Consider the following 22,406-nt stretch of genomic DNA (forward strand, 5'->3'; position numbering starts at 1 on the left):
CATCTCCGTAGGTGGAAATTTGTACCATGCCGACCAAGTTCGCGGTGCTCGGTAGCGGTGGGTGGGGCACGGCGATCGCGGCCCTGCTCGCACAAAATCCGGAACACTCCGTTAAGTTGTGGAGCGCGCATCCCGAAAACGCGGCGCAACTGAACGCCGCGCGCGAAAATACTCGGCTCCTTCCGGGAATAAAGCTGCCCGATTCGCTCCAGATCACAGACAATCCGGCCGACGCAGTTGCGGGGTCCGACTGCTGGGTGAGTGCAATTCCTACTGCTTACTTACGCAGCGCACTCGCTCCGTTCGCTTCTTTCCGAACAATCGATGCTCCTGTCGTAAGCCTGACAAAAGGGCTGGAGATCGCAACCTTCTGCCGTCCTTCAGAAATCATTCGCGAAACATTGAAGACCGAAAACATCGCGGTACTCAGCGGACCGAGCCACGCGGAGGAAGTCGCGCGAGGAATGCCGACGTCGCTCGTGGTCGCGGCGAGCGACGGCGGCCTCGCGTCGTGGGTGCAGCACCGGTTCGTCACGGACCGGTTCCGCGTGTACACGAACGGCGACTTGGTGGGCGTGGAACTGGCCGGCGCACTGAAGAACGTGATCGGGATCGCGGCCGGCATATGCGACGGCTTGGGGTTCGGCGACAACGCAAAGGCCGCGCTGCTCACCCGCGGGCTGGTCGAGATGACGCGGTTCGGCGTCGCGCACGGCGCGGAGCCGGCGACCTTTACCGGTCTGGCCGGGACCGGCGACCTGATTACGACGTGCTTCAGCCCGCACGGGCGGAATCGGCGCGTCGGCTATCGGCTCGGGCGGGGGGAAGCGCTCGCGGACGTCCTCGCGGGTCCGCAAGTCGCGGAGGGCGTGCTCACGAGCAAGAGCGTGTTCGAGCGCGCGTCGCGGAGCGGAATCGAAGCTCCCATTATGACGGGCGTCTACGAAGTGCTGCACAACGGCAAACCGCCGCTCGCGGCCGTCCAGGATCTCATGACCCGAAGCCCGAAACACGAGCGCGTGTAGCCACTCATAGCGCCTACAAGAGGAGAAGAACGATGCTGTCGATTGCGTTTAAAGAGTGGGCCGTGATCTGCGAGGCGCTCGCGTCCGGTCGCCAGTCGCTTATTCTTCGTAAGGGTGGCATCGCGGAAGAGGGCGGCGTGTTCCGGCCCGAGCACAGCGAGTTCCTCCTGTACCCGACGCACTTCCACGAACACAAAGCCGGCATCAAGCCAGAATTCCTGCCGCTACTCGAACACGCGGAAGCAACAAAGTCCCCGATGGGTACGATTCGCTTCACGCATTTCGTGCGCGTCGAATCCGTCGCGCACCTCACGAACCTCGACGACGCGCTGGCACTGGATTCGCAACATGCGTGGACGTCGGACGTGGTGAAGCAGCGGTTCCACTACCGCACCCCGGGCCTGTTCGTGCTGAACGTCCGCGTGTTCCAGCTTCCCGAAGCACACGTCGTGACCGAGCGCCCGGAATTCGCCGGGTGCAAGACGTGGGTCACCCTCGACGCACCAATCGACACCACCGGCTCTGCGCCCGTTGCGAAGGAGTGAGCGTGAGCGAGAAGAAGGTCGCCCTTGTTACCGGGAGCGGCAAACGGCGCGTCGGGTCGTATGTCGCGGAGGCGCTCGCCCAGCGCGGGTTCGCCGTTGCGGTGCATTACCGCACGTCCGAAACCGAAGCGAAGGAAACTGCCGCGAAACTGGAAGCGCAATTCGGCATCGAGACGCTCCTGGTTCAAGCCGACCTAGCTGACGAAACCGCTGTGAAGCGCCTGGTGAGTACAACACGCGACCGGTTCGGCCGCATTGATGCGCTGGTAAATTGCGCCGCGATCTGGAACCGCAAGACTCTCGAAGACGTGACCGCGGCGGACGTCCGCGAACACTTCGACGCGAACCTGCTCGGCACCTTCCTGATGTGTCAGCACGTCGGGCTGGCGATGGTTTCGCAACCGACGGGCGGGTGCATCGTGAACGTCGGCGACTGGGCCGACGTGCGCCCGTATAAGGACTTCGCGGCGTACTTCCCCAGTAAGGCCGCGATCCCGGGGCTCACGCGCGTGTTCGCAGTAGAACTGGGCACGCGCAACCCGAACGTGCGCGTTAATGCGGTACTCCCCGGCCCCGTCATGCTGCCCCCCGAAGTGGGCGCAGCCGAACGCGACGAAGTGATCGCGGGCACGCTCGTGAAGCGCGAGGGCAGCCCGACCCATATCGCAAAGGCCGTACTGCACTTCCTCGACAACGACTTCGTGACCGGGACGTCCCTCCCGGTCGATGGCGGCCGGAGCGTGTTCGCGAACGGGTATTGATCCCAGCGCGAACACACTTACCCCACCGTAATCATTGCCTTGTGCGCGTCGGGGATGAGGAGCACGCTGCCGCCCATGTCGATGAGTCGCTGGGCTTCCGAGGGCGTGCGAATCGGCGTGGCGAACAGTTCTTCCGCCACGGAATCGGGATAGTCGCTCGCAAGAAACAGGCTCGCGGACTTGGCCGCGTACACCCACAGGCTGGCCGCGGCCCAATCCTCGGGCTTCTCCCGGGCGAGGAGCTTTTTCGCTCCGGTCGGGCCGTCGAGTTTGCGGAGCAGTTCGGCCCCCGGTCCCAGGTCCGGCGCGGCGGTCGTCAGGAGGGCGATGCGGCCGCCTTTCTTCACCGCGCGAGCCGCGGTCGCGGCGGCCTTCGCGAGGTCCGAAAAGGTCACGGTGCCGGGTTCGCCGCTGATGGACGCGATCACGGTGTCGGCTTCTTCTTCGATCGCGCCGCGCCACCGCGCATCCTGTCGGCGGATACCCTCCACTCCGCTGTCGAACAGCCCCGCAACAACATCCTGAATCGTATCACCCGCTCCCTCAATCACTTGAATCAAGAACGGGGTACCGAGCAACCACGCGACCTCGGCGGCTTCCGTTTCGCGGTTCCCGGTCGGCGCGGACGATGTGAATTCGCCCAGGAAAGCGGCCCGCGTTTCTTCGTTCGAGAGCGCCGGGAAGAGAGCGGTTTCCGCGCCTGCGTAGCCGACGTGTGGATCGTACCGGCGCCCTGCGAGCACGATCGTGAAGTCCGCTTCCGCAACCGAGCGGTTCAGGTACACGCGGCGCCCGCCGTTCGTGGTCGCCACATACATGAGCTTCGGCTCGGTGGCCGGGTCGTGCGTTTCGGCCGTCACGTCCGCGAACTCGTCGGGTAGTTCATCGATCCACATTTGCGGCGCGTTCGGCGGCGAAACGATCGTGATCGCGGTCGGGGCGATTCCCGCGGTGCCGACGTGCCGAAGCACCTCCACCAACATCTCGGTGAAGTGCGGGAGCCGGGGGTCAATAACGATCGCGACACGGTCATCCGGCGTGAGCGCCCGGCGGAGCGGCTCGAAGTTGAACGGTTTTTCGAGCGCCGCCCGAACGAGTTCCTGCGGCGAACCAGCGGGCGCAGTGACGGGCGCACGCCGAACGGCCGCCGCGCGTTCGGCCGGCACCGTCAGTGCCCACGGTTGAGAGCCAACGATCAGTTCCGTCGTTTCCGACATGAAGATTCCTCGATAATGTCCCACATCTTTGAATTATACGCAGGCCACAGAAACACCGTCATTCGCCCCGAGGGGAAGCCGTCCGAGTTATTCGCTCCGATTTCGGAGGGAACATTCGTTCGCAGCACAGGGTGGAAACTGCGAACCAGATTGGCGTAGAATGCAGCGTCACGTCGTTGAGGGGGTGAGTGCCATGACCAGTCCCGTTTCCGGCCGCCTGTTCGTCGGCGGCGAGTGGCTCGCGCCGCGAGACGATTTCGCGGACCTGAACCCGGCGAAACTCGACGAAGTGGTGGGCACGTTCCCGAACGCGACGCCCGACGAGGTCGCGTCCGCGGTGAGTGCCGCACGCGACGCCTTCCCCGGGTGGCGCCGAACGTCGCGTATCCTCCGCGCCGAGTGCTTCGATCGGCTGGCGCAGCTCATCAAGCGCGATACCGACGCCCTGGCCACGTTGATGGCCCGTGAGTGCGGCAAGAACGTCACCGAGTGCCGCGCCGAGGTGATCGAAGGGCTGCACATGGTGCAGTGGGTGTTCGGCTCGGGTCGCACCGGCGTGTACGGCGAAGTAGTCGCATCTGAGATCGCCGAAAAGGACGCATTCACGCGCCGAAAGCCGTGGGGCGTCGTCGCAGTGGTAACGCCGTGGAACTTCCCGTTCGCGGTGCCGCTGTGGATGCTCGGCCCGAGTTTGCTGGAAGGCAACACGTGCGTGTTCAAACCGAGCGAGGAAACTCCGGGAATCGCACAACGGCTGGTCGAACTGTTCGCGGAAGCCGGGTTCCCCGGTGGGACCGTGAACTTGGTTCAGGGTAGCGGCACAGTCGGCGAAGCACTGGTGAAGAACCCCGGCGTGAATGTGGTGTGTTTCACCGGCAGCTACGCGGTGGGCCGGCGCATTCAGGAACTCTCGGCGGCCCTTCCGGACCGCATCGTCGCGGCCGAAATGGGCGGGAAGAACGCGGTCATCGTGTGTGATGACGCGCGGTTCGATCTGGCCGTGAACGCGGGCATCCTCAGCGCGTTCAAAACGACCGGCCAGCGGTGCGTCTCCGCGAGCCGCATCATCGTCCACGAATCACTCATGGACCGCTACGCGAAGGCGTTCGTGGATACCGCCAAGCGGCTCCGGTTCGGCGACCCGCTCGACCCGAAGAACTTTGCGGGACCGCTCGTGAACCGCAAAGGGGTCGAAAAGGTCTTGAGCTACAACGCGCTCGCGAAGTCCGAGGGCGTGGAGATACTGCTGGCGCCCGACCAACCGGCGAACGGGAACGGGTGCTTCCTGCCGCCGTTCGTGTACCGCACCGACGCGAAGCCGAACCTCCGCGTCACGCACGAGGAGGTGTTCGGGCCGCACGTCGCGCTGATCCCGTTCAAAACCGACGAGGACGCGGCGCGCATTTACAACGACACGGAATACGGCCTCTCGATGGCGGTCATCACCGAGAGTTACCGGCGGATGCGGTTCTTCCGCGACGAGTGCGAATACGGCATGGGCTACGTGAACCTACCGTCGATCGGCGCGGAAGTTCACCTGCCATTCGGCGGCGTAAAAAAGAGCGGTAACGGCCACCCGTCAGCTGCAGCGCTCATCGAAGCCGTCACGCACAAGACCGCGTGGACCGTGAACCACGGCACCGACATCAAGATGGCCCAAGGGCTTACGACCGCGATCGACGGAGGGCCGGCGTGAGCGGCCCGAGCAAAGTTGTCACCGTCCCGCTGGTGTGGAATGAGCACGGGTGTCCGATCCTCGATGTACCGGCCCGTGCGCACCTGGAACTATCGGTCCACGAACCAGATTCCACAGTCGCTTCGAGGTCGATTTCGCCTCAACCAAAGCAGGTGCGCATTACCGCGAATCGCGAAGGGCTGACGGCACTGGCAACGTGGCTACTTGCGCTCGCCGCTCCGGAATCGCAACTGGATCACCAGCACTTTGATAACGAGGTAACGTTTGGGTTCTACCACTCCGCACAAGGCTGGGAAATGATTGTAGGGCGAACGAAATAACCTGGGGTCGGCGTGAATAGACAAACGGGGACGCGGCGCGAAGTTAAACCAAATCCATTCGCGTGGCGCTGGGCGGGTTTGAAGGGCGTGTACGCCTTGGTGATGTGCGCGTTCGTGCTACTCATGGCGCGCGGACTTTTTGTCAGTTACAACGCGCTCCCGACTTGGTACCGAGTTTTGCCCGGTGGGTGTTTGTGTCTGGCGGGCGTGTACACCCTTGTGGTACTTCGTAGCGCCGCTGAAGATTTGCGCCGGGCGTCCCAATGGCAGCGCGAGCGATTTGGGTTTGCGGATCGGTTCACGGCTACCCGTGAAGTTACGGTGATCCACTACCTGATAACACTCAGTAACGCTGGGGTTCTCATCCTGGCAGGTAGCTGGGTCATTGCACATTCGTTAGGTCTGATCGGATAAACACAGTCGGGCTCAGATTCAACACCCACCGCCCTTGCGGGCGGGGTTCGCCTGGAGACTCTCATGTTCCAGTTCGATCACCTGACGGTGCCCGATATCCGCACGCCGCTCCCGGGGCCGAACGGGGCGGAGATGCTCGCGCGAGACAAGCTGTACGTGTCGCCGTCGTACACGCCCATGTACCCGCTGTTCGTCGACGTCGGGAGCGGGTCCGTGATCCGGGACGTGGACGGCAACCTGTTCCTCGATTTCACCGCGGGTATCGCCGTCACGAACACCGGGCACTGCCACCCGGAAGTCGTGGCGGCTATTCAGGACCAGGCCGCGAAGCTGCTCCACATGAGCGGCACCGATTTCTACTACCGCCCGCAAATCGACCTCGCCGAGAAGCTCGCGAAGATCGCCCCCGGCCCCAGCCCCAAGAAGGTGTTCTTCGCGAACAGTGGGGCCGAAACGATAGAGGGCGCACTGAAGCTCGCCCGCTGGCACACGGAGCGGAACCGCGTGGTCGCGTTCTTCGGCGCGTTCCACGGTCGCACTTACGGGGCGATGTCGCTCTCCGGCTCGAAACTCGTTCACCGGCGCGGGTTCTCCCCCCTCGTACCGGACATTCACCACGTCGATTTCCCGCGCGCCTGTCCCGAGGGCGGAACCTGCGCCGACAAGTGCCGGCTCATCGCGAATGTCGAAGACACGATCTTCAAACGGACCTGCCCGCCGGAAGAAGTCGCGGCGATCTTCGTCGAGCCGATCCAGGGCGAGGGCGGCTACCACCCCATCCCGCAAGGGTGCCTCCCCGCGCTGCGTGCGCTGTGCGACAAGCACGGCATTTTGCTGGTGGTCGATGAAGTGCAATCGGGGATGGGCCGCACTGGGAAGATGTTCGCGGTGGAACACTACGGCGTGGAACCGGACATCATCTGCTCTGCGAAGGGGATCGCGTCCGGGATGCCGCTGGGTGCGATCATCGCGAAGGCCGAAGTTATGGACTGGCCCCCCGGTAGCCACGCGAGCACGTTCGGTGGGAATCCCGTGAGTTGCCGGGCCGCGCTCGCGAGTATCGAGTTACTCGAACGCGAGTACATGGCGAACGCAACTATCCGCGGGGAACATCTCCGGGTCGGGTTGCGCGAGCTGTCCCAGAAGCACGCCGGGCTGACCAACGTGCGCGGGCTGGGTCTCATGACCGCGGCCGATCTCCCGTCGGGTGCTGCCCGGGAAAAGGTGATTCAGACCGCGTTCGAGCGCGGGCTGCTCCTCCTCGGGTGTGGCGAAACGGCGCTCCGCTTCTGCCCGCCGCTGTGCATTTCCGCGACCCAGGTAGACACCGCGCTCACGATCCTCGACGGCGTCCTCGATACGATCGAACCAACACCACTCCGGGTCGGTTGTAGCGCCTCCGGAGCTTTCGCGGCCTCGTGATCCAACGGTTGGTACGCTCAACCACCCACCGAACCTTCTCGATGCCGCTCCCGCGGTTTGGGTTGTGGTAGCTCGATCTTGCCGCAGTATCACTCAAGGCCAAGGCACAGGTCGAGCGCCCAACACCCCCGAACGTGGACCTGGTTGGCGTCGCGACAGTGAGCCAGGATGTCGGCATTATCGCACCCGGCTTCTTGCAGTGCGTCGGCCAAGATCGGCATCCGCTCGAACGCGCGGTCGTCGTAAATGCCGCGTGCCAACGCGACGACATCCGCCGTGCGCCACGCCGGATCGAAGCGAGGGGGCGCAAAGGGGTTGGGGAAGATTTCGTGGATGAGTGCGAGTGTGCCAAAACCGAATCGAATCATCTACGGGGCGAGCGCTTCGAGTGTGTTCAGGTGCGAAGTTACGACTCCGAGTAGTGCTTGGATCGCGCCTCCGAAATTCTCCGGAGCATCAGAAGGTATGCCGACTTCGTACCAGAAATCTTCCACCGCTTCTTTGATCGCCGTTGATACGTTCCCGCTCTCGATACTTTCCTCAAGAGCCACAAGCACGGCATCGGCTTCGGGCCGGGCGCCAAGAAGGTTCCGATAACACGCCTCGGTGAACAGTCGGAGCTTGCGAGCACTCACCGCAAAGCCGAGTAATCCAAACAGTTGACTCGCGTCCTCGCACCCGCCCCAGTCACCAAGAACAGGGGCGTGCTGCGACCGCGCGACTAACGTGAGCTGCCAGTGTTCGAGATCAATATCGAGGGCGCGGCCCCAAAAAATCACGACCACCGTTACTCGCCACGTTCCGGCCTCAAGGCGTTTTACTTCACCTTCTGCCTCACGAAATGAGCCTTCTGTGACCCGGACTCGATCCCCAAGAAGAAACGATTCGGCGCCGCTTGGTGGTGGCGGAGGTGAGGTGGGTGGATGCGGCTCGGGGACAACCGGCTCTTCGGTTGCCTCGTGTCGCTTGGGGTATCCGTAAGGGCGCCGGGCGTCATCGGTGTACGTGCCATCCGTCGTAGATATCCGCCCTCTCTCCAGATCAGCAACCAACACACGGAGCCAATCACCCAGGCTTCCGGCTTCAATCGCGCGCGATTCGTACTCGTGCCAGAATCGAACGATCTGGCCTCGGACACCGGTCCACACTCCGGCGGTGTCCACACAGAGGAAATCGCCGTTATCGTTGGACATAATCGGCACCCAAACTGGATGCCACCAACCGGGATGCCCGAGATCTTCCCAATCGGCTTCGGCAAACCTGCAGCACTCTTCGTACTGGTGTTGAATCTCAGGTAGCGTCAGCGGCCGTTGCCAAAGGGGACATTCCGATCTGTACTCGTCTTCGCTCCCCCCGCGCCAGCGATAGAACGCGCGGACGTCGTCCGGGAGTTGGCGGCCGATGGCGCGTTCGAGGTCGTCGAGTTCGGTGTCGGTCGCGCCGGGGCGCATCGCTGCGAGGAGCGCGGGCTGGTGCTCGCGGAGCCAGCGTTCCAGGCGCTCGAGTGTGTCGTGGATTTTGGCGCGGGTCGACATGCGGTCTCCGCGGATGGAATTCCCCTCGGAGCGGCTACCGAAGGGGGCGGTCGGCTCATTTCGCCTTGGGAACCGGCCAGCGGCGCAGAATCCCGCCCACGTCGCCGGAGTAGACCGCGTCGCCGGTCGGAGCGAACGCGACCGAGCGCACCGGTTTGTCGTGCCCGGTGTAGGTCGCGAGTTGCAGGCCGTCTTCGACGCGGTACACGCGGACCGTGTGGTCCGTGCCGCCGCTCGCGAGAAGTGTGCCGTCGGGCATCAGGGCGCAACACGACACCGAGCCGTCGTGCCCGGTGAACTTCTGGAACGTCGCCGCGCCCGGCTGCCGAATCGCCAGCCCATCACGCCCCGCCACGGCCACGCGCTTGGCCGCGAACGCGAGCGCCGCGATCGGTCCGACCGGGGCCGAGAGTGTACCCTTCGTCTTGCCCGTTTTCAGATCCCACTGGCGCACGGTACCGTCGACCCCGGACGAGAGGAGCGAATCGGTGGCCACGAACGCGACCGCCGTCACCGCTCCCGTGTGCCCCTTGATGCACGCCGTCGTCGGCCCGGTCGCGTCGCGCAACCACAGCCACACCATCTTGTCAGCGCTCGCGGCTGCGACGCCCTTGCCGTCGGGCGAGATCGCGACGCCGGAGATGTTGTCCGTCGGCCCGCGGAACCGCTTCCCCTCGCTCCCCGTATTCAGATCCCACAACTGCACACCCATATCGGACGCGCTCAAGCGAATTGCGCATGTTGCGGCCCACTTGCCGGTCGGGGCGATCACGAGGTGCTCGATCGCGCCGATGTCACCGGTAATCGTGCGGAGTTCTTTCAGCGTTCCGGGGTGCCAGAATTTCAGCACGCTGTCGCCGCCCCCGGTGAGGAGGTACGAGCCGTCCGGGGCGGGGGCCATCGCGTTGACGCCGCCGTCGTGTGCTTTGGCGAACACCGATGAGACCGTCGGCGCGGCCTTGGCGCCCGTTTTCGGCGGTGCCTCTTTCAGGACCGCGTCGAGCACGGCCATGAGTTCGGCCGGGGTCTGGTAACGGTCATTTGGGTCGAGTGCCATCAACTTGCGGATGACGGCGTCCACCGCGACGGGCACGTCGGAGCGCTTGGCTGCGGCCGAGGGCGGTGGTTCGGTGAGCTGCTTGCGGAGCTTCGCGGCCAGCGTCTTGCCCGGAAACGGCACCTCCCCCGTGAGGCAGTAGTACATCGCCCCGCCGAGGCTGTAGAGATCGGACCGGGTGTCCGCGGCGCGCGGGTTTTCGGCCTGTTCGGGCGCGACGTAATCCGGCGTACCGACGAACACCCCCGGGAGCGTGAGGTCGTCCGTTTCCGGGTCCGAGTGACTGTTGTCAACGACCCGTGCCAGCCCCATGTCGAGAACCTTCACCTTCGGCAGTCGACCGGTGCGTCCCTCGGCCGGTGCGAGAGGGGACGGGCTGACCATCAAGTTGGAAGGCTTGATGTCGCGGTGAACGAGGTGAACCTCGTAGGCGTGCTGGAGCCCCTCGGCGACCTGGCGCGCGTAGTACACGACGTCGACCACCGGGAGTGGCCCGGTCTGGCGCACGAGGCGGAACAGGTCGATGCCCGGCACGTACTCCATCGCGACGAACGGGATCGGGCCGTCCAGTTCGGTCTGGAAGACGGTGACGATGCACGGGTCGCTGAGCCGCCCGGACGCTCGTACTTCGCGCTTGAACCGGGCGCGGGTGCCGGGTTGGTCGAGCTTGCCGGGCGCGATCACCTTCAGTGCCACGAGCCGGTTCACTCCGGGCTGGCGCGCCTTGTAGATCACGCCCATACCGCCGCGGTTGATCTCCCCGATGATCTCGTAGCCGGAGATGATGCGCCCGGGACCGATCGCTTGGGCGGCCTCGCGGCGCAGGCGCTCGGCGTTCGCGGCGGCCTCGGCGTTGGTCACCACGGTACCGGACGGGGGAGCGTCGTCATTGGGGGACGATTCGGGGTGGCGCGTATTTTCGCCCGCGATCGTGCAGGCGGGGCAGATCAGACGCACGTCGCCCGGGACCGGTTCGGTAACCGGGTGATCCCAGGCGTTTCCGCAGGGGCATGTGAGGCGTCGCGTGGTCATTCGCTGTTCCGGGGCGGAGCGAAGATTCGTATTCCGGGTTCCAGGTTCCGAGTTACCGATTGAACACCGAAGACGCCGCAGCGGGCTGGAGTCTTGTCTTCTGGATCAGGCCGAGATCGGGACACCTCGAACTCGAAACACAACCCTATTCTAACGCATTACCCCAACACACAGACCACCGGATTACAACATCGGTTGTGACTTCCGGGCGTTACACGCGAGTTACAATCGCCAGAAGGAGCAGAACCCCGGTTGGAACAGCGAATTTGATTGCCTTTTATAGTCGACTGCGCAACCACCGATAGCTCTAAATGTTTGTGACTCCTCAACTTTTGGACCGCGAGTGAACTGGTCCGTGAGGATGGTAGAGGCTTTGAGCGCCGGTGAAGAGGTCTGGTTGGATCTGGGGTCTGCGCGGCTCCGCCCTGGCCGGCGGGGGTACGTTGCGAATGGTCACTCGACTAACGAGCGCGATTTCGAGAACGGCCACCAGTCGTCCGGGAGCAGGCCCGTAACGCGGCGGTACGCAATACCCAACCAGTCCGGCATCAGGCGCGACAAGCTCGACAGTTTCGTTTCCCCGACGTAAATCTGATCGTCGCTCCGGAGCGTCACATTCGTGCGCTGGTTGCCATCGACCAGCACAGCGGCCACGTCCACGCGGAACACCTGTGGGCGCATTGCTGCTGCCACGTTCGGGCGCACCACGTAAACCTGGTTCAGTTTCGAGCCGGGCGGTAGCCCGCCGATTCGCTTCAGGAAGTCGATTACCGGTTCCGGTCCCTGGTACGGCACAATGCGTGCCCGTCCGCGGATCGGGCCGTAAACCACGACCCGTGCGCTGCGTGCAGCGGCGAGAGCGACCGTCACGCGCTCGGGGGAGCACCCCGCTAGGGCCGCGAGTTCGTCGCGGATCTCCGTGAGCGTGCGGCCGTCAGCGCGAACCGCGCCCGGCCGTTCTAGTGGCAGGCGCCCGTCCACATCAATGACCGCGACCGCGTCCCATGCGGGGTGGTCGAGGAACGTGATTTCGAGCACATCGGGGCAGCCGACCTGATACGCAGCAGTCGGTGCGGGCCGTTCGGCCGCGTGCTTCGGGTCGGGCGGAGTGGGACAGGTCCGGCGCAAGAATTGGGTGTCCGCGCAGCCCGCGAGTACGAGCGCGAGAACGAACGCGCTGCGCGCGGCCCCCGAACGGGGACGGTGGCGCAAACCGGCGGTCGCGGTGCGAAGTTCCACACATCCGTTATCGACCGCACGGTCTGCACAGCTTGACGGGAAAGCGGTTCGCGGCGCGGGAATCCTTAATTCCACAGCCACGCGAGTAACTCGTTCGCGTGCTCGTAATCGGGGATAATAATGTCCGCGCCGGCCGCGATGAGCGTTTCGCGCTTGGTCGCGTTCACCCCGCGCACCCCGGCTTCGCTGCTGGCCACGCCCACTGCAACTCCGCCTGCGCGCTTCACTTCCTGCGTTTCTACCACGCCGTCGCCGAAGCCGATCAGTTCGTCCCCGCGGACCGCGAGTTCGCGGACCGCGCGCTCGATCACGTCGCGCTTGCGGAAGGTTGCATCGTTGTCCTTCGGTGCGTGGACGCGCCCGCCGACGTGTGGCAGCAGTTCGAGCAGCTCCACCTCGCGCGAAACGTGAGCGAGATCGGTCCCGCTGGCCACGAACAGCGGAACGCCGCGCTCTTGCAGGTTGCCCAGAATGCCGTGCGCGTTCGGGACGACCCACTCGTGCGGGTGCGCGCGGCGCGATTCGATCGCGTCCCACCGCCCGTGAACGACGCTCATCAGACGGTCGATGTACTGCTGGAGGTACGCGGTCGGTTCCGCCGGGGTGCCGCCGCGCTCGGTGACTTCCACCGCGAACCGCTCCATTTGCCGAACCGTGGGGTGCCCGTTCAGGGCCATCACGAACGATTCGATGTGCGCAGCGCACTGGGCTTCCGGTTCGGTGATGAGGCGCTGTTCGCGGAGCCGGTCGAGCATCAGGTCGATCATCACGCGGGGCCACCCCTCGCGGATGAGCGAAAGCGTGCCGTCGAAGTCGAACAGCGCGACCCGGAACGCTCCGCGGCGCACGGCGGGGTTGATGAGTTCGGCGGAAGAGGGGAGTTGCATTCGTTGGTTCCGAAGTTCCAAGTTCCAGAGTTCCAGAGTTCCAGAGTTCCAAACCCGCGGCGTAAGCCTCACATCACAGGCTTGGAACAAACGGGTATTCAACTTGGAACTCTGGAACTTGGAACTCTGAAACTAAAATTCGTTCGGGGTTGCTCAGAAATCCGGGTTGCGGTATCTCCCGCATTCTACCCAAAGGAGGCGGTCATGCGGGGTCGGTGGGTCGATGCGCTGTGGCTGCTCGCGTTCGGGGTCGCGTCGTCGGCCTGGTGCCTGACCGCCGCGGCGCAGTTCGGGGCCACGTTCGACGAGCCGCTCTACGTCAAAGCCGGTCTCACCAGTTGGCGCACCGGCAGCAACAAGCTGCTTATGCGCGCCGGTACCATGCCGCTGCCGGTCGACGTTCAAACGCTGCCGGTATTCGTGTGGGAGCAGTACCGCGGGCACGAATTCGACCCGCTGTTCGAGCTGCACAGCGTTCTGCCGGTCTGTCGCGCAACGAACCTCGTTTTCTGGTGGCTCACGCTGATTTACTCGATGCGCCTCGGGCGCGCGTTCGGTGGGTCGTGGGGCGGGCGGCTCGCGGTCGCTCTGGTCGCGTGCGACCCGAACTTTCTCGGGCACGCGGCCCTCGCCACCACGGATATTGCGCTCCTGGCGTGCATGTTGATGCTCGTCTACCACTTCTCCTACTGCTATACGCCTGATGCCAGTTGGAAGCGCCGGGTGCTCGTGCCCGGGTTGTTGTACGGACTGGCAATCACCGCTAAAGCCTCGGCAATGGTGTTCGGAACGCAGGCGATGATCGTGCTCGGGTTGTGGAACCTCGCGAAAGCGGGTGTTCTCACTCCGCCCCCGGGAAGCTCGCTTTGGGATAAAGTCGCGCACCTGTGGCACGCGACGTACCAGTTCCGCAAGGATTCGGTCGCGATCGGCTTCATCGGTTTCGTGTTCGTGTTCGGTTACTGCGGGTGTGATTGGGGCACGGAGCCGACGTTTATCAAGTGGGCGGACACGCTCCCGGAAGGCGATCTGAAGCGGGTCATGGTGCCGGTCAGCCGCGAACTGAAGATCTTCACGAACGCGGGCGAGGCGCTGGTTCACCAGATCAAGCACAACGTGCGCGGGCATGGCACGTACCTGCTCGGTGAGTGGCACGCACGGGCGACGCCGGTGTACTTCCCGCTCGCCCTTAGCATGAAGGTTCCGCTTCCCGCCATCGCACTGCTCCTCGCCGCACTCGTCGTACACCCGCGCCGGCTGTTGATACCGCCGATCGGCGTCGCACTGATCCTGCTCGCGTTCACCCCGAATTGCCGCGTGCAGATCGGCATCCGGTTCGTGTTCGTGCTCATGGCCCTCACGTACATCACGACCGGCATCGCGATTGCGCGCGGGTGGGCCGACCAGCGCGCGGGCGGGAGTGGGCGCGTCGTGCCGCGCTGGTTGGTAGCGGCTCTGCTCGCCGCGTTCGCCGGGACCGCCGCGTGGGTGTGGCCGCACGGCTTGAGCTACTTCAATCAGGCGTGGGGCGGGACGCCGGTCGGGAACACGCTCCTCCACGACTCGAACTACGATTGGGGGCACGGGCTGCCCGAACTGCGGGCGTGGAACACGCAGCACAATAACGACGAGCCGCTCGCGATCTGGTACTACGGCAGTGACCCGGACATCATGTACCCGCCGCTCGTGTGGCTGAACTTGAGCTGGCTCCCGCTCGTGTCGGACGACGACATGCCCCACTACTGCCAAACGAAGTTCGTTGCGGTTTCGGTCGCTATTCTCAGTAACAATCCCGCGCCCACGCCGCAGCACAAGGTGCGCCTCGAATGGGTGCGGGCGCGGACGCCCGTCGCGCGCACGACACACTTCTACATCTATCAAGTGCGTGAGTGACGCCGGTTCTCTCATCTTCACCTGCGGAGGTTGGCGCATGTGGGCATTGATCCGCACGGTGCTGGCCACAACCGGGCTGCTCGTGTCACTCGCAGGGTTCGTGCTTTTTGCCGGCGCCGCCGTCGGGGTGTGGCGCGTGAAGTCCGAAGTGAACAAGCGAACGGACGCACTCGCGGCCCGCGCGGACACGGCCACCGCCGCGGCCGAGCACGCGGTCGGGTTCGTGCAGGAGGTGATCGGGCAGGCCGAGGAAGACTTGAAGCACGCGCGGACGAGCGCTGCGAACATGCCGCCGGAGCCGGTTCACCCGATCATGCGAATCGGCGCGAAACGGGCGTCGCAGGAACTGGTTGGGTCCGTCGACCGCGCGAACGCGGCCGTTGTCATCGCGTCGGACGCGGTCGTCGTGGCGAAAACCGCGCTGGAGATGTTCGACAAGGACGAAGAGATTCAGAGCTGGTTCGGGGTTCGGCCCGAACAACTGACCCAAACTCGGACCGATCTCAGCACCGCGACCAACGAGCTGAAGCGGGCACAAACGATTCTCGGAATTCCCATCGCACCGGGAACCACGCCCACAGCGGAGCAGTTGAACACGATCGAACTGGCGCTCACCCAGGCTCACGGGTTCACCGACCAAATGGCCACCGTGGTCGCGACCACGCGGACCCGGGTCGCGGACACGAAGCGGTCGGTCGATCTGTGGGCGTGGCGAGCTGCTGTCGGAACCACTCTCATTGGCGCACTGGCCGCGGCCGGTCAGTTCTTCATGGCCCGGTTCTGCTGGCGCGTCCTCCGGCGCAAACCGGCGTGACACACATTCCCACGATACCACCGACCGTCACGAACCCCCGGCCACCGGTTCCGCGTTTGTTTCTGGTTCGGGCGCCACGCGGCCGAATCGCAGTTCGGCCGGTGGTTCCTTCACACCCCACACCAACCCCAGCCGCGCGAGTAGCCGAATGAACCGGTAGCACACGTCGAACTCGTACCACGCGAACCCGTGCCGCGCGGAGTACGGCGCCCGGTGGTGGTTGTTGTGCCACCCGTCGCCCATCGCGAGGTAGCCGAGAACCAAATTGTTCCGACTGCCCTCACCCGTGTCGAACCGCTGCCGACCGAACAGGTGCCCGATCGAGTTCACCGCGAACGTGACCTGGAACACCAGCACCACACTCAGACAGAACCCGTAGATCAGCCCGTTCCACCCCAAGACTGCGAAGCACGCCGCCGCCAGTAGTACGCCTGGGATCATCCACAACCGGTCCAGCCAGACCAGTTCCGGGTACTTCGCGAGGTCGCGAACGGGACGCTCGTCCGGCTTCATCAGGTCGCGCGTGAACAACCACCCGACGTGCCCGTGAAAGAACCCGTTCACGACCGGTGAGTGCGGGTCGGCGGGCGTGTCCGAGTGCTTGTGGTGGAGCCGGTGGTGAGCGACCCACCACAGCGGCCCTTTTTGGAGCGCGGTGCAACCCGCAACCGCGAGCAGGAACTGGAACCAGCGCGACGTCTTGAACGAGTGGTGCGAGAAGTAACGGTGGAACCCGGCGGTGATCCCCAATCCGGTGATCCGGGTGACGACGAAGATGGCCACGACCGACCAGACGGTGAACTCGACGAACGGGATCGCGAAAAGCGCGAGATGGACCGCGATCAGCGGGCACAGCGCGAGTGCGACGCGCGTGGCGCGGTACCAAAACGGGCGGAGCGTGCCGGTGACCGGCGGCGCGACGAGAACGGTCTGCATTTACGGATGACCGGGTCAGAGTTCCCCGGCCGTCCGGGTCGCGGGTCGTGGTTGGCGCCCCCACGATCAACTTTGTTTGGAGAATGTACTCGATGGGTACTCGCAAATCGATCGCGCTCGTGCGCTTTTGCGCATTTAGTAATCTGCGGTATTTGAGCCGGTGCGGGCGACTTGCGCCGGGCTCGGTAGGAATCACTCTACGGTGACGCTCTTGGCGAGGTTTCGGGGCTTGTCGACGTCGCACCCGCAGAGCAGTGCGATCTCGTAGGCGAGGAGCTGGAGCGGGATCGCGGTGACGATGGGCTGGAGGTACTCGGGCACGTCGGGGATCTCGATCACGTCGTCGGCCACGGCCGAAACCTCGTGGTCCCCGGCGCTGGCAATGGCGATCACCGGCCCCCCGCGCGCCTTGATCTCCTGCATGTTGGACATGACCTTGTCGAACACGTTGCCGCGCGGGACCAGGAACACGCTCGGGGTGCTCTCGTCGACCAGCGCGATCGGCCCGTGCTTCATCTCCGCGGCCGGGTACCCCTCGGCGTGGATGTAGCTGATCTCCTTGAGCTTCAGCGCACCTTCGAGGGCCACCGGGTACAGGTACTGGCGCCCCAGGTACAGTACGTTCTTGGCGCCCGCGTACTTCTGGGCCACGAGCTTCACCTGGTCGTGGCACTCCAGCGTCTTGCGGATCACATCCGGCAGGGCTTGGAGGTCCGCGATGATGCGCTGGCCCTGGGTGCTCGACAGGTGCCGCGTGCGCCCTAAGTACAACGCGAGCATCGCGAGCACGGCCACTTGCGAGGTGAACGCCTTGGTGCTCGCGACCCCGATTTCCGGACCTGCGTGCAGGTACACTCCGCCGTCGGCCTCGCGCGCGATCGAACTGCCGACCGCGTTGCAGATGGCCAGGGTCGTGTGACCCATGCGCTTGCTCTCGCGGAGCGCGGCGAGCGTGTCGGCCGTTTCCCCACTCTGGGTGAGTGCGAGCACGACCGTGTTGCGGTCCATCGGTGGGTTCCGGTAACGCAACTCGCTCGCGTACTCCACTTCCACCGGCACCCGCGCGAACTCTTCAAACAGGTACTCGCCGACGAGTGCTGCGTGGTAGCTGGTGCCGCACGCGGTCATCACTACCCGGTCGATCTGGCGCAACTGCTGGGCGCCCAGGTTGAGCCCCCCGAAGTGTGCGGTCGCGTTGTCCGCTTCGAGGCGCCCGCGCATCGCGTTAGCGAGCGTCTCGGGCTGCTCGTAAATCTCCTTCAGCATGAAGTGCGGAAACGCACCCTTTTCCGCGTCGCCATCACCCAGGAAGTTCTTGATGTCGCTGACCGACACCGACACCGGTGACAGATCCTGATCGCGGACCTCCCAGTCCGTTTCGGAGAGCACGCAAATCTGCCGGTCGGTGAGGTACACCACCTTCTCGGCGAACCCGGCCAGTGCGTTCGCGTCGCTGGCGAGATAAGTGCCGTCCGCACCGACCCCGACGACGAGCGGGCTGCCGAGCCGCGCGCCGACAATCACCCCGGGTTCCGCCTTCGCAATCACCGCGATGCCGTAGGTGCCCTTCACCAGCGCGAGCGCCTGCCGCACCGCGGTCACGAGGTCGCCGTGGTAGTAGTGGCTGATGAGGTGCGCGAGTACCTCGGTGTCGGTGTCCGAGCGGAACTGCACGCCCGACGTTTGGAGCTGGTGCTTCAGCGCGGCGAAGTTCTCAATCACGCCGTTGTGGACGAGCGCGATGTCGTTCGTTTCGTTCAGGTGCGGGTGGGAATTGTTGTCGGTGGCGCCGCCGTGAGTGGCCCATCGCGTGTGGCTAATCCCATGACAGCCCGGGGCCGGGTGCCCGGAGACGACCTTGCCGAGCTCGCTGAGGCGCCCGGCCTTCTTGCGCAGGTGTAATTGGCTCCCGGTGCTCGTGACGAGGCCCGCACTATCGTACCCGCGGTACTCCAGTCGGCGCAGACCTTCGAGCAGGATCGGTGACGCTTCCCGGCGCCCGGTGAATCCGACGATGCCGCACATTGGCGTGTCTCCTTCTGCTGGGCAGAAGAGTGTAGTGGGTCTGAGAAGGAGAGTGGAAGGCCAATGCGCGTGGGCATTAGTTTTCGAGCAGATCGTCCGACAGGTCCGCGGTTTCGGGCGCGGGGTCTTCGATCGGGATGAACCCGCACGTTTCGTAGAGGGGCCGCAGGCTCGCCTTGCTGGTCAGCATGACGTAAGGCACGCCCCGCAGGAACGCTTGATTGGCCGTTTCGACCACGAGTGCGGACGCGATCCCCTGCCCGCGCGCCTCGGGGCCGACAACGACGTAGTCGATCTGCCAGTTTACCGGCGCGTTCACGAGCAGGAACCCGTCCGCGCGGTCGTCGGTGTTGCGGTGGACCGCCACGAACCGCACCCCGCCCCACACCGCGAGGAACTTACTACGGGTACGGAACTGCGTTTCGATGAGATCCCACAATCGCTGACACGCCGGTTCGTCGGCGAGTAACTCCTGCGTCGTGAGGAACTCGATCGCTTGGGCGACCGGCCGCAGGTCCGTCGGTTGACAGATGTAGTGCAGTTCGGCGTCAGAAGACATGGCACGGTTCCGAGAACGGCCTTGAGCGTCGCGGATGGCGGGGCGGAGGAATGCTACCGAGCGAAGGTGCGGGTTGCAACGAATTTGCAGGCTGATTGTCGGATCCTAATAGAAATGCTCGTAATTCGCCCCAGATTGGAATGGGTGAATGGCAAATTTCTAGGATCTGTTTCGCTCAGCGGCTGGTGATGTGGGAAAATAATGGGAATTCCGGGTACAGCTTGTTCAGCTTCTGGGGCTTGCCGTTGGGTGTACTGGCGGTAGAATTTGTATTAGACATGTGACGGCCCAACACGGGTGTTAAAGGTTGAGAGGTGAGAAAGCCGAAAGGCTCGAAAAACCTGGAAAGACAAGGATTTGGGGACGTAGCTCAATTGGTTAGAGTACCGGACTGTCGATCCGGTGGTTGCGGGTTCGAGTCCCGTCGTCCTCGCTTAAGACTGATGATGCCAGAGGGTGCCTCACCCTGACGAAACCCCTGAGAAATCAGGGGTTTGTTCGTTTTGGGTTTCTCCTCGTTACCGTCCGGTTCCCCGCCCGGAGATGACTGAAGTTGCACGGATTTGCACTCCGTCCGTGCAAGCTGCGTGCAAACCGAGGACTCGCTTATCACTTCCATCTGTTCGGGAATTATCTCGTTTGCAGACAGAATGTTAGGCATTTTTTCGACCGCACCAGCGAGGTCATGAAGGCGGCGGTGCGAATACCGCGCGGTTAGTTCCGGCTTCGAGTGTCCGGCCAATTCCTGAAGCGTTCGCAAATCGATGCCCGATCGCCCACCCAGCGTCAAAAACGAGTGGCGCAGCACGTGAAAATCGGCATATTCCGGACCGTTCGACCCCTCGACCGCGTAAGCAATTCCCGTCGCTTCCAAATCTCCCCGGATCATTTCGGCCCCGCGATGGTCTCGTGCCCAAGTCCCCGCCCACACCAGTTGTCCCTTGGGTTTGTTTCGCAAAAACGATTTGAGCTCGGTCGCGACGTCAATCGTCAGGGGTTGCACCTTGGGTTTTCGGCTTTTGTTGAACCGGGCCGCAAGAGTTACCGTGGCTCCCTCCGCGGCAAAATTAAGGACTACCGGACAAAACTACGAAGTCGCCTATCCTGATCGGCACCCATTCTGCTCAGGATTCGGTCCATGCAACTGAAGGATCTGGCCCGCGAACTACCGGAAGGCATCTGGGCGGTCTTTGAGCCGGTCCTGCCGACCAAGGTTTGGTCCGGCAACGGTCGCCCGCCGTGCGGCAATCGGGAATGCCTTCACGCGCTGTTGTACGTCCTGGCCTCGGGCATTAGTTGGGAGTTGCTCCCGTGGTGCTTCCCGTCGTACAAGACGGTCCAACGCCGACTCAAGGACTGGCTCCGCGAGGATGCGTTTCTTCGGGCGTGGCAACAACTGGCCGAGCGGTACCAGCGGTTGCACGGGATCAACTGGGACCAGATCCTCCTCGACGGGTCCAAGAAGCCGTCGGAAAAGGGGGCGAAGCTTCGGGGCCGAGTCCGGTTGATCGCGGCAAGTCGGGCACGGCGATCCACATAGCGAGCGACGCGCGAGCCATGCCCCTGGCGGTCGTAGTCACCAAAGCCGGGGCCAACGACGGCTGCCAGACCCACAAGGTGCTGGCGGCCCTGGTCGTTCGTGCGCCGGCCCCGGAGGTGCCGACCGACACGACCGACGAGCGGGGCCGACCAACCGCCCGAGCGGACGGTGCATACGGGAACGAACCGTCGCGGGGCCGAGCCGGTTCCCAGGGGTTCCGGTTGTACGCTCCCGGCCGTGGTCAGAAGCGCCCCGGAGTCGGCAAGGTGCGCAACGCCGTCGAGCGGTGTCACAACTTCTTCGCCCAGTTCGGCCGGGTCCGCAGGCGGCGCGACCGCAACGCGCGCAACTACCTCGGCTGGTGCCAGATGGCGGCTTGCGTGATCCTCTTACGATCGGGTTTTGTCCGGTAGTCCTAAAGTCGGTTGGGGTGAGGCTCGCGAGCGCGTTGGCCCGGAAACCGGTTGTCGCCGCCACGAGGTACAGGTGATAACGGTCATTTCCTGTCAACCCGCGAAACGTTCGGGCACTTGCGCGTGTCACGGTAAAAAGGTTTCGGAGCTCTTCGGCGGTCAGTTCGCGACGGGCACGGCGCACGTCCACCTGCGCGTTCATCAGCGAGAGCGATTCCAACGGGTTCGCGCCAATTCGTTTTGCCCGGATCATCCACCGAAAGAACCCACGCACCGCTCGGACGTAGTGATTCACGGTTTCTGGCCCGACGCCGCGGGTCACGCGCTCGGCCAGTGCTTCGACAGTTGCTCGTGGATACCTCCGAGCTTTTCCTTGTCCCGTTACTGTTAATCCCTGGCGCTTGATCGCGGCCCGTACCGCCGCCCCGGTGATCCCCAGTAGACCGGCTACTTGAGCGGGCGTGAACTCAGTGGCCCGGGGCGGGATCGTGATCACAGCGGCGGGTTGCCGGATCGCGGTCAGCCACTCCGACGCCCGGACCGAATCGATATCCTCGAGGCGATTGAAATTGCACCCATCGAACATGCCACGAACGCGGCCGATCGTGAGTTGGATGTGCGGCTCGGTATCGCCCTTCGCTCGGAGGTGCGCGGCGAAGTCCTTAAGGTGGTCGGCGAGCGGGCGCTGGCGGTGCGCGGCGAACGGGTTCGTCAACCCCACGCTCGCAAGCGCCGTGTCGGTCTCCCGTTTCCGCAGCGTGCGTTCGGCCGCTTGTTTGTCGCGGCACAAAGGAACGTGCCGGCCCGCTACCGTGCCGTACCATTTGGCGGATTCAGTAGTAATTTTCTCGGCCCCGGGCGTATCCGGAGCCACTTTTTTGCCATTGAGTTTCCACACAGTCGTCTGTTTCTTGAACGGCTTCGCTGCCATCGGAATTGACTCCTTGGGGGGCATCAACCGGTTCAGTGCGAAGTTCTCGAACCTGCAACTCAAACCGATCGGGGTGAATGAATCGTACCTACTTGGTGCCGTGCGTTCTACCAAGGTATTGCGCGGGTACGACGATTATTTCCAC

Annotated in this window: 19 protein-coding genes, 1 tRNA gene and 1 pseudogene; 11 read left to right on the forward strand and 10 right to left on the reverse strand. The window is 64.1% G+C overall.

Features of this window, described 5'->3' with window-relative positions:
- The first annotated feature begins 26 nt into the window (after positions 1 to 26).
- From VT84_RS02720 to VT84_RS02730, 3 genes are read left to right on the forward strand one after another with little or no spacing between them, the layout of a single operon-like run.
- Positions 27 to 1,025 (forward strand): NAD(P)H-dependent glycerol-3-phosphate dehydrogenase, encoded by a 999-nt coding sequence (locus VT84_RS02720; protein WP_082838409.1) that lies wholly within the window; start codon positions 27 to 29, stop codon positions 1,023 to 1,025.
- 32 nt (positions 1,026 to 1,057) lie between these two features.
- Entirely contained in the window at positions 1,058 to 1,570 is a 513-nt protein-coding gene (locus VT84_RS02725) for a DUF1802 family protein (protein WP_052553589.1), read from the forward strand.
- Positions 1,571 to 1,572: 2 nt separating this feature from the next.
- The gene (locus tag VT84_RS02730; RefSeq protein WP_052553587.1) at positions 1,573 to 2,331 is read left to right on the forward strand and encodes an SDR family NAD(P)-dependent oxidoreductase; all 759 of its coding nucleotides are present in this window, start codon (positions 1,573 to 1,575) and stop codon (positions 2,329 to 2,331) included.
- A gap of 17 nt (positions 2,332 to 2,348) precedes the next feature.
- Here VT84_RS02730 and VT84_RS02735 read toward each other — a convergent pair whose 3' ends face one another.
- A complete protein-coding gene (locus VT84_RS02735; RefSeq protein ID WP_052553585.1) occupies positions 2,349 to 3,548 on the reverse strand; it encodes a lactate racemase domain-containing protein in 1,200 nt (399 codons plus the stop codon).
- A 193-nt stretch (positions 3,549 to 3,741) separates the two neighbouring features.
- Between VT84_RS02735 and VT84_RS02740 the strand changes: the two genes are divergently transcribed.
- Positions 3,742 to 5,244, forward strand: a complete 1,503-nt coding sequence (locus tag VT84_RS02740) for an aldehyde dehydrogenase family protein (protein WP_082838410.1) — start codon at positions 3,742 to 3,744, stop codon at positions 5,242 to 5,244.
- A 797-nt stretch (positions 5,245 to 6,041) separates the two neighbouring features.
- On the forward strand, positions 6,042 to 7,400 hold the full coding sequence (locus VT84_RS02750) for an acetyl ornithine aminotransferase family protein (protein WP_082838412.1): 1,359 nt from the start codon (positions 6,042 to 6,044) through the stop codon (positions 7,398 to 7,400).
- An 89-nt stretch (positions 7,401 to 7,489) separates the two neighbouring features.
- On the opposite strand, the gene VT84_RS02755 is transcribed toward VT84_RS02750, so the two are convergent.
- The 5 genes from VT84_RS02755 to VT84_RS02775 form a co-directional block, all read right to left on the reverse strand.
- The gene (locus VT84_RS02755) at positions 7,490 to 7,768 is read right to left on the reverse strand and encodes a hypothetical protein (RefSeq protein WP_082838413.1); all 279 of its coding nucleotides are present in this window, start codon (positions 7,766 to 7,768) and stop codon (positions 7,490 to 7,492) included.
- Positions 7,769 to 8,935: an SMI1/KNR4 family protein gene (locus VT84_RS02760; RefSeq protein WP_082838414.1), complete on the reverse strand. Its 1,167-nt coding sequence runs from the start codon at positions 8,933 to 8,935 to the stop codon at positions 7,769 to 7,771.
- A 55-nt stretch (positions 8,936 to 8,990) separates the two neighbouring features.
- The gene (locus VT84_RS02765) at positions 8,991 to 11,024 is read right to left on the reverse strand and encodes a WD40 repeat domain-containing serine/threonine protein kinase (protein WP_052553577.1); all 2,034 of its coding nucleotides are present in this window, start codon (positions 11,022 to 11,024) and stop codon (positions 8,991 to 8,993) included.
- 453 nt (positions 11,025 to 11,477) lie between these two features.
- Positions 11,478 to 12,263, reverse strand: a complete 786-nt coding sequence (locus VT84_RS02770; RefSeq protein ID WP_052553575.1) for a polysaccharide biosynthesis/export family protein — start codon at positions 12,261 to 12,263, stop codon at positions 11,478 to 11,480.
- Positions 12,264 to 12,328: 65 nt separating this feature from the next.
- Entirely contained in the window at positions 12,329 to 13,150 is an 822-nt protein-coding gene (locus VT84_RS02775) for an HAD family hydrolase (RefSeq protein WP_052553574.1), read from the reverse strand.
- Positions 13,151 to 13,354: 204 nt separating this feature from the next.
- Here VT84_RS02775 and VT84_RS02780 point away from each other — a divergent pair, with 204 nt between their 5' ends.
- Positions 13,355 to 15,043: a glycosyltransferase family 39 protein gene (locus VT84_RS02780; RefSeq protein ID WP_052553572.1), complete on the forward strand. Its 1,689-nt coding sequence runs from the start codon at positions 13,355 to 13,357 to the stop codon at positions 15,041 to 15,043.
- A gap of 37 nt (positions 15,044 to 15,080) precedes the next feature.
- On the forward strand, positions 15,081 to 15,857 hold the full coding sequence (locus VT84_RS02785; protein WP_082838415.1) for a hypothetical protein: 777 nt from the start codon (positions 15,081 to 15,083) through the stop codon (positions 15,855 to 15,857).
- 27 nt (positions 15,858 to 15,884) lie between these two features.
- Here the strand turns inward: VT84_RS02785 and VT84_RS02790 are convergent, their stop codons facing one another.
- The 3 genes from VT84_RS02790 to VT84_RS02800 form a co-directional block, all read right to left on the reverse strand.
- Complete coding sequence (locus tag VT84_RS02790; protein WP_082838416.1) at positions 15,885 to 16,793, reverse strand: acyl-CoA desaturase; 909 nt, start codon at positions 16,791 to 16,793, stop codon at positions 15,885 to 15,887.
- 192 nt (positions 16,794 to 16,985) lie between these two features.
- On the reverse strand, positions 16,986 to 18,818 hold the full coding sequence (glmS, locus tag VT84_RS02795) for a glutamine--fructose-6-phosphate transaminase (isomerizing) (protein WP_082838417.1): 1,833 nt from the start codon (positions 18,816 to 18,818) through the stop codon (positions 16,986 to 16,988).
- 76 nt (positions 18,819 to 18,894) lie between these two features.
- Positions 18,895 to 19,377, reverse strand: coding sequence for a GNAT family N-acetyltransferase (locus VT84_RS02800; RefSeq protein ID WP_052553564.1), 483 nt, complete (start codon positions 19,375 to 19,377; stop codon positions 18,895 to 18,897).
- 359 nt (positions 19,378 to 19,736) lie between these two features.
- Between VT84_RS02800 and VT84_RS02805 the strand changes: the two genes are divergently transcribed.
- A tRNA-Asp gene (locus VT84_RS02805) sits at positions 19,737 to 19,810 on the forward strand.
- Positions 19,811 to 20,083: 273 nt separating this feature from the next.
- Here the strand turns inward: VT84_RS02805 and VT84_RS42095 are convergent.
- Positions 20,084 to 20,404: pseudogene (locus VT84_RS42095) on the reverse strand (tyrosine-type recombinase/integrase); the annotation flags it as partial.
- Positions 20,405 to 20,515: 111 nt separating this feature from the next.
- On the opposite strand from VT84_RS42095, the gene VT84_RS02815 reads away from it, so the two are divergent.
- From VT84_RS02815 to VT84_RS37965, 3 genes are all read left to right on the forward strand, one after another.
- Positions 20,516 to 20,917, forward strand: coding sequence for a transposase (locus VT84_RS02815; protein ID WP_082838127.1), 402 nt, complete (start codon positions 20,516 to 20,518; stop codon positions 20,915 to 20,917).
- Positions 20,918 to 20,934: 17 nt separating this feature from the next.
- Positions 20,935 to 21,330 carry a hypothetical protein gene (locus VT84_RS02820; protein WP_082838126.1) on the forward strand — a complete coding sequence of 132 codons (396 nt, stop codon included), beginning with the start codon at positions 20,935 to 20,937 and terminating at the stop codon, positions 21,328 to 21,330.
- 451 nt (positions 21,331 to 21,781) lie between these two features.
- A complete protein-coding gene (locus VT84_RS37965; protein ID WP_157469119.1) occupies positions 21,782 to 22,270 on the forward strand; it encodes a hypothetical protein in 489 nt (162 codons plus the stop codon).
- Positions 22,271 to 22,406: the final 136 nt, after the last annotated feature.

The organism is Gemmata sp. SH-PL17, assembly GCF_001610855.1.
Lineage (GTDB): Bacteria > Planctomycetota > Planctomycetia > Gemmatales > Gemmataceae > Gemmata > Gemmata massiliana.

Excerpts from the sequence above, each read along its gene's own strand:
- VT84_RS02720 (WP_082838409.1), top strand. The coding sequence starts at position 27 with ATGCCGACCAAGTTCGCGGTGCTCGGTAGCGGTGGGTGGGGCACGGCG.
- VT84_RS02725 (WP_052553589.1), top strand. The coding sequence starts at position 1,058 with ATGCTGTCGATTGCGTTTAAAGAGTGGGCCGTGATCTGCGAGGCGCTC.
- VT84_RS02735 (WP_052553585.1), bottom strand. The coding sequence starts at position 3,548 with ATGTCGGAAACGACGGAACTGATCGTTGGCTCTCAACCGTGGGCACTG.
- VT84_RS02740 (WP_082838410.1), top strand. The coding sequence starts at position 3,742 with ATGACCAGTCCCGTTTCCGGCCGCCTGTTCGTCGGCGGCGAGTGGCTC.
- VT84_RS02750 (WP_082838412.1), top strand. The coding sequence starts at position 6,042 with ATGTTCCAGTTCGATCACCTGACGGTGCCCGATATCCGCACGCCGCTC.
- VT84_RS02755 (WP_082838413.1), bottom strand. The coding sequence starts at position 7,768 with ATGATTCGATTCGGTTTTGGCACACTCGCACTCATCCACGAAATCTTC.
- VT84_RS02760 (WP_082838414.1), bottom strand. The coding sequence starts at position 8,935 with ATGTCGACCCGCGCCAAAATCCACGACACACTCGAGCGCCTGGAACGC.
- VT84_RS02765 (WP_052553577.1), bottom strand. The coding sequence starts at position 11,024 with ATGACCACGCGACGCCTCACATGCCCCTGCGGAAACGCCTGGGATCAC.
- VT84_RS02775 (WP_052553574.1), bottom strand. The coding sequence starts at position 13,150 with ATGCAACTCCCCTCTTCCGCCGAACTCATCAACCCCGCCGTGCGCCGC.
- VT84_RS02780 (WP_052553572.1), top strand. The coding sequence starts at position 13,355 with ATGCGGGGTCGGTGGGTCGATGCGCTGTGGCTGCTCGCGTTCGGGGTC.
- VT84_RS02785 (WP_082838415.1), top strand. The coding sequence starts at position 15,081 with ATGTGGGCATTGATCCGCACGGTGCTGGCCACAACCGGGCTGCTCGTG.
- VT84_RS02790 (WP_082838416.1), bottom strand. The coding sequence starts at position 16,793 with ATGCAGACCGTTCTCGTCGCGCCGCCGGTCACCGGCACGCTCCGCCCG.
- glmS (WP_082838417.1), bottom strand. The coding sequence starts at position 18,818 with ATGTGCGGCATCGTCGGATTCACCGGGCGCCGGGAAGCGTCACCGATC.
- VT84_RS02800 (WP_052553564.1), bottom strand. The coding sequence starts at position 19,377 with ATGTCTTCTGACGCCGAACTGCACTACATCTGTCAACCGACGGACCTG.
- VT84_RS02815 (WP_082838127.1), top strand. The coding sequence starts at position 20,516 with ATGCAACTGAAGGATCTGGCCCGCGAACTACCGGAAGGCATCTGGGCG.
- VT84_RS02820 (WP_082838126.1), top strand. The coding sequence starts at position 20,935 with ATGCCCCTGGCGGTCGTAGTCACCAAAGCCGGGGCCAACGACGGCTGC.